This is a genomic window from Cronbergia sp. UHCC 0137 (assembly GCF_034932285.1).
Classification (GTDB): Bacteria; Cyanobacteriota; Cyanobacteriia; order Cyanobacteriales; family Nostocaceae; genus Cronbergia.
In genome coordinates, this window is record NZ_JAYGHC010000017.1 from 89,430 (window position 1) to 98,308 (window position 8,879).

General features: G+C 41.3%; 6 protein-coding genes. 2 read left to right on the forward strand and 4 right to left on the reverse strand.

What is annotated here, in order from left to right; genetic code table 11:
• Positions 1 to 6: 6 nt before the first annotated feature.
• The gene (locus VB711_RS10885; protein ID WP_323285980.1) at positions 7 to 3,807 is read right to left on the reverse strand and encodes a DUF2157 domain-containing protein; all 3,801 of its coding nucleotides are present in this window, start codon (positions 3,805 to 3,807) and stop codon (positions 7 to 9) included.
• A gap of 101 nt (positions 3,808 to 3,908) precedes the next feature.
• Positions 3,909 to 4,247, reverse strand: coding sequence for a heterocyst frequency control protein PatD (gene patD, locus VB711_RS10890; RefSeq protein ID WP_323285981.1), 339 nt, complete (start codon positions 4,245 to 4,247; stop codon positions 3,909 to 3,911).
• Between the two features lie 239 nt (positions 4,248 to 4,486).
• Between patD and VB711_RS10895 the strand changes: the two genes are divergently transcribed.
• Positions 4,487 to 6,754: a bifunctional (p)ppGpp synthetase/guanosine-3',5'-bis(diphosphate) 3'-pyrophosphohydrolase gene (locus VB711_RS10895; protein WP_323285982.1), complete on the forward strand. Its 2,268-nt coding sequence runs from the start codon at positions 4,487 to 4,489 to the stop codon at positions 6,752 to 6,754.
• 55 nt (positions 6,755 to 6,809) lie between these two features.
• Here the strand turns inward: VB711_RS10895 and VB711_RS10900 are convergent, their stop codons facing one another.
• A complete protein-coding gene (locus VB711_RS10900; RefSeq protein WP_323285983.1) occupies positions 6,810 to 6,968 on the reverse strand; it encodes a YqaE/Pmp3 family membrane protein in 159 nt (52 codons plus the stop codon).
• Positions 6,969 to 7,118: 150 nt separating this feature from the next.
• Positions 7,119 to 7,478, reverse strand: a complete 360-nt coding sequence (locus VB711_RS10905; RefSeq protein WP_323285984.1) for a translation initiation factor — start codon at positions 7,476 to 7,478, stop codon at positions 7,119 to 7,121.
• A gap of 129 nt (positions 7,479 to 7,607) precedes the next feature.
• On the opposite strand from VB711_RS10905, the gene trpB reads away from it, so the two are divergent.
• Positions 7,608 to 8,846, forward strand: a complete 1,239-nt coding sequence (gene trpB, locus VB711_RS10910; RefSeq protein ID WP_323285986.1) for a tryptophan synthase subunit beta — start codon at positions 7,608 to 7,610, stop codon at positions 8,844 to 8,846.
• Positions 8,847 to 8,879 lie beyond the last annotated feature (33 nt).

The following is an 8,879-nucleotide window of genomic DNA, read 5'->3' on the forward strand; positions in this document are numbered from 1 at the left end:
GGGATTTTATTCCCAATTTTGCAATTCATTAGTCGTATTGCGGAGTAGGGAACTGATTTGAGTCCGTCTGGTTTCAAAGTGAGCAGCGATGGAAATTAACAAAATACCAACTAGCAAACCCACAATCCATTTTACAAAAGAGTGACGCAAACTGAAAATCACTAATTGATAAATGCTGGTGGTGAGAAAGGTAGCTGTGCCAATATAGAGAAATGCTCGCACCCGCAAAACTAAACCGCTAAAAATGGCAATAAGGCTGAAAATTCCTGGTATCCAAGCTGCATCTTGTTGAAATATTACCGCCCAACCGCAAATTAAACCACTACCAAAAAGGCGCAAACTATGGCGAATTTCCTTAGATTCAGGAAGTTTTAACTGGTTATCTACCTGGGCAACATACAATATTGATAACCCAATTGGTGTAATGTACCATAAACTGTCTCTGAGTTGTAAATCAGTAAACCAGCGCCATAATGCCCAATCTACCAACACCATACTAACATAACTCAGACGCAATTGGTTAGCGACTTTGGATAAAAAGATGTAAAATCCGGCTGTGATAATTAAGGTGATGGGATAGATTTCTAGTTGGGTTTGCCAGATAATGATTAATGGTAGGATGTAGGCGGCTCGTTGCCAAGGTTTTTTTGACCAACCCCAACTTTCCCAAGGTAAGATATAAAAGAAGTAGGAAACTACGCAAGCGATCGCACCGTGCCAAGACCGTAGTTGACCAGTAAATAAGAAGGCTATGGGTGTATATTGTAAGTAAATACCCGTAATCCAAGCCGTTGCTAAACCCAGATAAACCCAAATTTCCTCAATTTTAGTAGATGGATTTACCGAATTTGTTCTACCTTGCCAAATAGCATAACGAGTTAAAAATGCTCCTGTTCCCAAAGCTAGATATATATTGATGTTGATAGGAAAATAAATAGCAGCTAAGAATAAGCTACTACTCCAAACCCAATGTAAATGGGCGATATTTCTCAGTTCTAGGGGAGTTAAGAGTAAGTATTCTCCCAACCAAGGGGAAAGGATACGGTAAGCATACATGATGCTAACACCCAAGGCTGACATAGCGATTAATCTATCACCAAAGTCGGCGGCTGGGCTTTGGGTAAGTTGATAAAATAAGATTTCGTAGGCGGAAATAGATACGCCAATGATGCCAAAATAAAGTAGAGATTTGAATTTGGTGCTACGTCGTCCCACACCAATCATAATTAAGGCTACACCCAAAGAACAAAAACCTGTCCAGTTGGTGAAAGTGTTGATTCGTAGAAGGATACTAAATCCAGCGTAGAATAGGGGAAGTAAATTCAAGCTACTGGGTAAGCTGGTTAATTGGAATTTTCTTTTCCACCATTCACCAAAAAGCTGAGTTATTAAACCAAGGGCGATATTAGCAATGGTTATACTGATGATTGAGCGTTCAGTAAATCCTAGTAACTCGACTGCTAATAATTCTAAACACCAACCGATACCATAAAAAGCAAAGTCGTTAGGTTGTCGCCAACTACGGTACAAAATTGCGGCTAAAGTGATGGTTATGGCGGTAAAATAGCCGATGCTGCTTGGGTAATTTTGTTGATAGACTAGGAGGGAGTGTAAGGTTATGCCTATTAATTCTACATTGCAGAGAGCGATCGCCCATTGATCAAAACTAGCTGCATAGATACTGGTTAATTCTCCACTGCGTTGTAATAAAACGGTACGTCCTAACCATAAACCAAGTATAGTTAAACCTCCCACCACAAACCAACCAGATAAACCTAAATTGGGAAAAATTTCCCACAACAACGCCGCAATCAAACTTAATCCAAAACCAACAGTAGTACCCGCCAAAGCTGGATATCTTAAAGATTGAGTATTAATCAACATCACACCCAACCCCACACCTAAACCAATAAATTTGGTCAAAATTAGGGGTAAAGTTAGTAATTGGGCAGATAATATAGTTAAAACACTCAGAAAAATTCGGGTTTTGCGTTGAGTTCCGGTGGTGCGATTACCTAAAAACGTGAGTGTGATTGGGGTAATTAACCATAAAGTACGCCAATAATCTTGATCATCAAGATAACCATTCCAGAATGTTTGCGATTTTCCCCATAAAAGCAGAAAACTAACCGTAGCTAACCAGATACCAATTGGCCATGCGGTGCGTCTCCAAATACCTTCTCCCAAACTAAATAACCATTCTCCCACCATTAAAGTTAACAAAATCGCCGCCCAAACTTCCTGACTCAAATTAGGAAACCACCAATAAATGGTAGAAAAAACGGTTAATAAGCCAGTAATGTGAGTCAGATATACATATAGAGGATGGAAAGAACGGTATTTAGTGACAGTGGACAGGGTGATGGTGGATAATAGTAAGTTGAGCGATCGCGTTGTAGGATTAATAAAAGCCAACATCGCCAAAACTATCCCAAACAGCAGATTTAACGCATCACCAAAATTTGCTAAATTTGGCTTTTCCTGACGATATAAGCTTTCTGTCAGCACCACCATCACAATTAAATAGGGAAATAAAACCACACCCAACAACGTCCAAGGTGTATTTTGGGAATTGGTAAGATTAGTAGCAGTGGTAATGGCTAATTCCTTAAACTGGCTGGGTAATAACCGCCAACCCAGGAAAATTGTTTGTAAACCAGTTAAGAAAAACGCCAATAAATCAAAATTGACATCATATCTCTGTAACCGACGATAGCAAAACCATAAAACCAAGCCACTGATTACTATAGCTTGCCAAGGTTGATCAGTTACCGCCACCAACCAACCCAAAAACAGGAAAATTCCCCCTATTCTTTCCCATAGTAACGACTTTGGTTGAGGAGTTTGATCTGCTAACCAAGTGATTAACCAACCACAAATCCCAATTGCTAACCCCAACTTGGTAACATCTACCTGAACAATAAAAATTGCTCGTACCAGTAGCACGAACAAGGCATAAACAATTACACCAGAAAACCAATTTAAACCTTGTTGATCTTCCCTAACAGACGGAATCCGATATTGATAGATAGTAATAATAGTTGTGCCAATCATCGCCAAATAAACCGCAATTAGGGGGAAATTGGAGATTTTCCAACCCCAATGGAGATAACTGAGAAAGAGAATATTAATAACTAAAGGTAACTTACCCCTGGGGAAACTAGAAATGAAATTGTGGTTTTTACTGAAACTATAAGTAATAAAAGATAGAATTGGGGAAGCGATCGCTATCATCAACCAATCAAAAGGATTTCGCCATAGACCAAAACTATCCATAGCCCAAAAATTCACCGGCACCAACAACAAAGTCACAATTAGTAAAGTTTGCGCCGTCAAACTCAGATTACTTTGTCTACCCGCCCAAAAACTCAACCCCCAAAAACACAAAGTATAAGCCAACAACACCCCATACTGCCCAGAAGCCGGGAAACTTTCCCATTGACTCCCAGCCAGCACCCCAGAAGAAACCACCACCAAAAACACACCCAAAAATAACAACCAACGCACACTCAACTCTTCCCCCAAAGATTGAAAAATGGAAGTAAAGAAATTGGGTGTAACAGGTGCTTCCACCCTTTGAGGTAAAGTAGCAACCAAAGGTTTTTGAGGAGGAAAAAGCACAACCGGCTCTAACTCTAGATCATCCTGAGTTTGTACAACAACAGAACAAACCAGAAACTCCCGACAGATTTGCCTAACCTGAGCATCAGAAATTAAACCCAAACGCAACCACAAATCCAACCCCTCCAACAATCGGGGGTGAGAACCAGGAAGCCTAACCTCAAACTTTAAAACAGGAGACGACATAAAAGCAAAGTCGTAAAACTTGCCTAAATTGTCTCAGTTAAATACCTCAATCAATATTAATTTTTACCAAACTCTCCGCGCCTCTGCGCCTCTGCGTGAGCCTAATCCGACCCCAAAACAACCCCACAATAACCCATCAAAATCCCTAAACGCTCCTCAATAGCCCTCATTCTCCCCTGTACCGTTGCCAACTGTTTCGCACCCTGAAGAAACATCACATCAACCTCCAGCAAACGCAACTGCTTACTAATTTCCGTCCGATAAGACAATTCCCGTGAGTCCAACTCAGACAAAGGGACAACCTCCTGGACAAAAAATTCCTGCAACAAACTTAAACGCTGCCGTATTTCCCTTACATCCAAAAGATTGGAAGTAACATCAGCACGTAATTGAGTTAACAAATTAGCCAAAGCTTGATATTTTTCGTGATTTAGAGACATCCAAAGCCAGTTAAGATAATATTATGTCAAGAAAAATTTCTTTTACTATCAACCTTCCAAACTAAAAGCTCAAATTCCCAAGCCTCAAACCACCATTTGAGGCTGACTTTACCATCTATAAATTTAGATAGTAGAGGAAATTTTAGCAAAAGTTGATTCAGGGCTACAGCATCTACTCCTAGAGGTGCTGTAAATTTTTATATCTCATCTATCCACCAATCACCAATATTCCCTATTGTATGAGTAGCTTAGTTGTCAATTCCTCAATTAATGTCACCCTCCCGGATTGGCTTAATAAATGTTTAAGAGAACCATCAAGCAATAGCAACAAAATTGAAGAAGACCGAACGTATAGCGACAACGCTTTAATCTGTCGAGCATTTCAATTTGCTTATCAACTCCATCAAGGTCAATATCGCAAATCAGGAGAACAATATATAGCTCATCCTGTGGCCGTTGCTGGCCTATTGCGTGACTTAGGAGGTAGTCCAGCTATGATAGCAGCTGGGTTTCTTCATGATGTAGTTGAAGATACAGATGTGACAATTGATGAAATAGAAGAACATTTTGGCGCGGAAGTGCGACAATTGGTAGAAGGTGTCACCAAGCTTTCTAAAATCAACTTCACCAGTAAAACCGAAGGCCAAGCAGAAAACTTCCGGCGGATGTTTTTAGCCATGGCGCGGGATATTCGGGTAATTGTCGTCAAATTGGCCGACCGTTTGCATAATATGCGAACTTTACAATTTATGCCAGAGGAAAAGCGTCGCCTCATTGCTCAAGAAACGCGAGATATCTTTGCTCCTTTAGCCAACCGGTTGGGGATTTGGCGAATGAAATGGGAATTAGAAGATTTGGCGTTTAAATATTTGGAACCGGAAGCTTTTCGGGAAATTCAGCAGCACGTTTCGGAAAAACGCACAGCACGGGAAGAGAAATTGGCTAAGGCTACGGAGGTTTTGCGAGAACGGTTGCAACAAGCAGGAGTTAATTGTTGGGATTTGAGTGGCCGTCCCAAACACCTTTATAGCATTTATCAAAAAATGCAAAGGCAGCAAAAAGAATTTCATGAAATTTATGATTTGGCTGCACTGCGAATAATTGTCCAAACTAATGAGGAATGTTATCGAGCCTTGGCCGTGGTTCATGACGTTTTTCGTCCCATTCCGGGCAGATTTAAAGATTACATTGGTTTACCAAAACCCAACCGTTATCAGTCGTTACATACTGGGGTAATTGGCTTGACTGGCCGCCCTTTAGAAGTGCAAATTCGCACCGTAGAAATGCACCATGTAGCCGAGTATGGAATTGCTGCCCATTGGAAGTACAAAGAAACGGGTGGTTCTAGTAATAGCCAATTAACGGGGACAGATGAGAAATTTACTTGGTTACGGCAATTACTGGAATGGCAAAGTGACCTGAAAGACGCACAAGAGTATTTAGATAGTGTCAAGGACAATTTATTTGAAGATGATGTTTATGTCTTCACCCCAAAGGGAGATGTTATTCCTCTAAGTCCCGGTTCTACGAGTATAGATTTTGCTTATCGGATTCATACGGAGGTGGGAAACCACTGTGCAGGGGCGCGAGTTAATGGAAGAATGGTTCCATTGTCTACCAGGCTGCAAAATGGGGATATTGTTGATGTTATGACTCAAAAGAACAGCCATCCGAGTTTAGATTGGTTGAATTTTGTCAGAACTTCGGCGGCCAAGTATAGAATTAAACAATGGTATAAGCGATCGCGCCGGGAAGAAAATGTGGCGCGGGGGCGAGAATTATTAGAGAAAGAATTGGGAAAAACTGGTTTTGATAATTTGCTCAAGTCAGAGGCGATGCAGAGAGTAGCTGAAAAGTGCAATTATCATACTGTGGAAGATTTGCTGGCCGGTTTAGGTTATGGAGAAATTACCTTAAATTTGGTGCTGAATCGCTGGCGTGAAGTGGCAAAAGCCCAAGAACCCGTAACTGATGTGTTACCATTTTTGCCCAAGGAATCAACTCCCAAATCTTTGCGCGATTCCTCTCAAACTACTTCCCGTGCTAGTGATTCACCAATTATTGGCGTAGAGGGTTTACTTTATCACATAGCTGGCTGTTGTACCCCCATTCCTGGAGAAGCGATTATTGGGGTAGTGACAAGGGGAAGGGGAATTTCCATCCATCGCCAAGGTTGCCATAATCTAGACTGTGTGGAGTGCGATCGCCTAGTACCAGTCAACTGGAATACAGGTGTAGAAAATAGGAGTCGTCCTCACACTTACCCAATTAATATTCAAATTGAAGCACTTGATCGGGTGGGGGTACTCAAGGATATTTTATCAAGGTTGAGCGACCAGAGTATTAATGTCCATCATGCCCAGGTAAAAACAGCCTTTGGTCAACCTGCTTTAATGGAATTGGGGATAGAAATCCGCGATCGCTCTCAATTAGAACATCTCTTCAGCCAAATCAAAAAAATGACCGACATTCTTAATATTCGCCGTGTAGGTCAAGCTGAAGACTAATTTCGACTAATTTAGAATAGAGAGATAGGTTAGTTTTGTCTATCTCTCCCTAAAATTATTTCTTAGCAATGATCCAAATAGCATGGACAATTCCAGGGATATAACCAAAAAGCGTCAAAACTATATTAATCCAGAAATCCATTCCAAAACCAACTTGCAAAAATACACCTAAAGGTGGTAATAAAACCGCACATACAATCCGAACTAAATCCATTTTAGCCTCCTGTTAATTTTCAAAAAAGATGCCATTTGACAGATTTTTACATCCCAAACATAACATCAACTTTTTCAGTCACTATTCCTGAAAACATACGGTAAACCACACTCAAATGTACGACGGGTGGATTGCAATACGCCTTTCGTCCTATCCACCGCTAATTTTAGCTTTGTAACCCAACTTCAACAAAATCTCTAAAATCTTCTGTTTATGATCTCCCTGAATTTCCAGTTCATCATCTTTAACTGTACCACCTGTGCCGCATTGAGTTTTTAATTGTTTCAGCAAATCTGCCAATGTTTCTGGCGTAGTCTGAAAACCAGTAATTACCGTCACAGTTTTACCTTTGCGTCCAGCGCGAGTAGCTTGAACTCTCACATTCTGTTGATTTGGCGGTAACTCCTGAGTCGGTTTTCCTTGACTTGGACGTTCAAAAGCTGCTGAGTGACCATTACCAAATTCTTGGTAAACAATGCGTTTTTCCGATTTAGAATTAGAAGAAGACATAAACTTTAATTCAGGTTTAATTTAAAAAGAATTAACGTTGACAGAAGTGTGAAGGAGCATCATCATAGACATCCCATCCCATCAGTTCTAAAATTAAAATTGATTCTGTACTGTTATTTTAACTAATCCGTGACTATTACTCCCCTTTCTCCTAATTCCCAGTTAACGACCTCCGTTCCTGACAAACTGGGACGCTTTGGACGCTTTGGCGGTAAGTACGTTCCTGAAACCCTGATGCCCGCCTTAGCTGAACTAGAAACAGCTTATCAACAATACCGCCAAGAACTCGGTTTCCAAACAGAACTACAAAATTTATTGCGCGATTATGTAGGACGTGCCACACCGTTATATTTTGCCGAACGCCTTACTGCTAATTATGCCCGTCCCGATGGTACAGGCGCGCAAATTTATTTAAAACGAGAAGACTTAAATCATACTGGCGCTCATAAAATTAATAATGCCCTGGGTCAAGTCCTGTTAGCCAAACGCATGGGTAAAAAGCGCGTTATTGCCGAAACAGGTGCAGGTCAACATGGGGTAGCTACAGCTACAGTTTGCGCTCGTTTTGGGCTAGAATGTATAATTTACATGGGCGTTCACGACATGGAACGTCAAGCCTTAAATGTATTTAGAATGCGGTTAATGGGGGCTGAAGTGCGTCCCGTAGCTGCGGGAACAGGAACTCTTAAAGATGCCACATCTGAAGCTATCCGCGACTGGGTGACGAATGTAGAAAGCACTCATTACATTCTTGGTTCGGTTGCAGGACCCCATCCTTACCCGATGATGGTACGTGATTTTCATGCTGTGATCGGACAAGAAACCCGTACCCAAGCAATGGAAAAATGGGGCGGCTTGCCAGATATTCTCATGGCTTGTGTGGGTGGTGGTTCTAATGCCATGGGATTATTTCATGAGTTTGTGAAGGAATCATCTGTGCGCTTAATTGGCGTGGAAGCAGCAGGTGAAGGCGTGAATACTGGTAAACACGCGGCAACCTTGACAAAAGGACAGATTGGTGTATTACACGGGGCAATGAGTTATTTGTTGCAAGATGACGACGGACAGGTGATTGAACCCCATTCAATTAGTGCAGGTTTAGATTATCCTGGTGTGGGTCCAGAACACAGTTATATGAAAGATAATGGTCGGGCTGAATACTACAGTGTGACAGATGCCGAGGCTTTGGCTGCATTCCAAAGATTATCCAAGTTAGAGGGTATTATACCAGCACTGGAAACTGCTCATGCGATCGCCTATCTAGAAACCCTGTGTCCCCAACTTTCCGGTAATCCCCGAATTGTAATTAACTGTTCAGGACGCGGTGATAAGGATGTACAAACAGTAGCTAAATTTTTAATTCCCTAAGAGACTTCCAAATAAAAAATATCCCAAAATTTC

Excerpts from the sequence above, each read along its gene's own strand:
- VB711_RS10900 (WP_323285983.1), bottom strand. The coding sequence starts at position 6,968 with ATGGATTTAGTTCGGATTGTATGTGCGGTTTTATTACCACCTTTAGGT.
- VB711_RS10905 (WP_323285984.1), bottom strand. The coding sequence starts at position 7,478 with ATGTCTTCTTCTAATTCTAAATCGGAAAAACGCATTGTTTACCAAGAA.
- VB711_RS10895 (WP_323285982.1), top strand. The coding sequence starts at position 4,487 with ATGAGTAGCTTAGTTGTCAATTCCTCAATTAATGTCACCCTCCCGGAT.
- patD (WP_323285981.1), bottom strand. The coding sequence starts at position 4,247 with ATGTCTCTAAATCACGAAAAATATCAAGCTTTGGCTAATTTGTTAACT.
- VB711_RS10885 (WP_323285980.1), bottom strand. The coding sequence starts at position 3,807 with ATGTCGTCTCCTGTTTTAAAGTTTGAGGTTAGGCTTCCTGGTTCTCAC.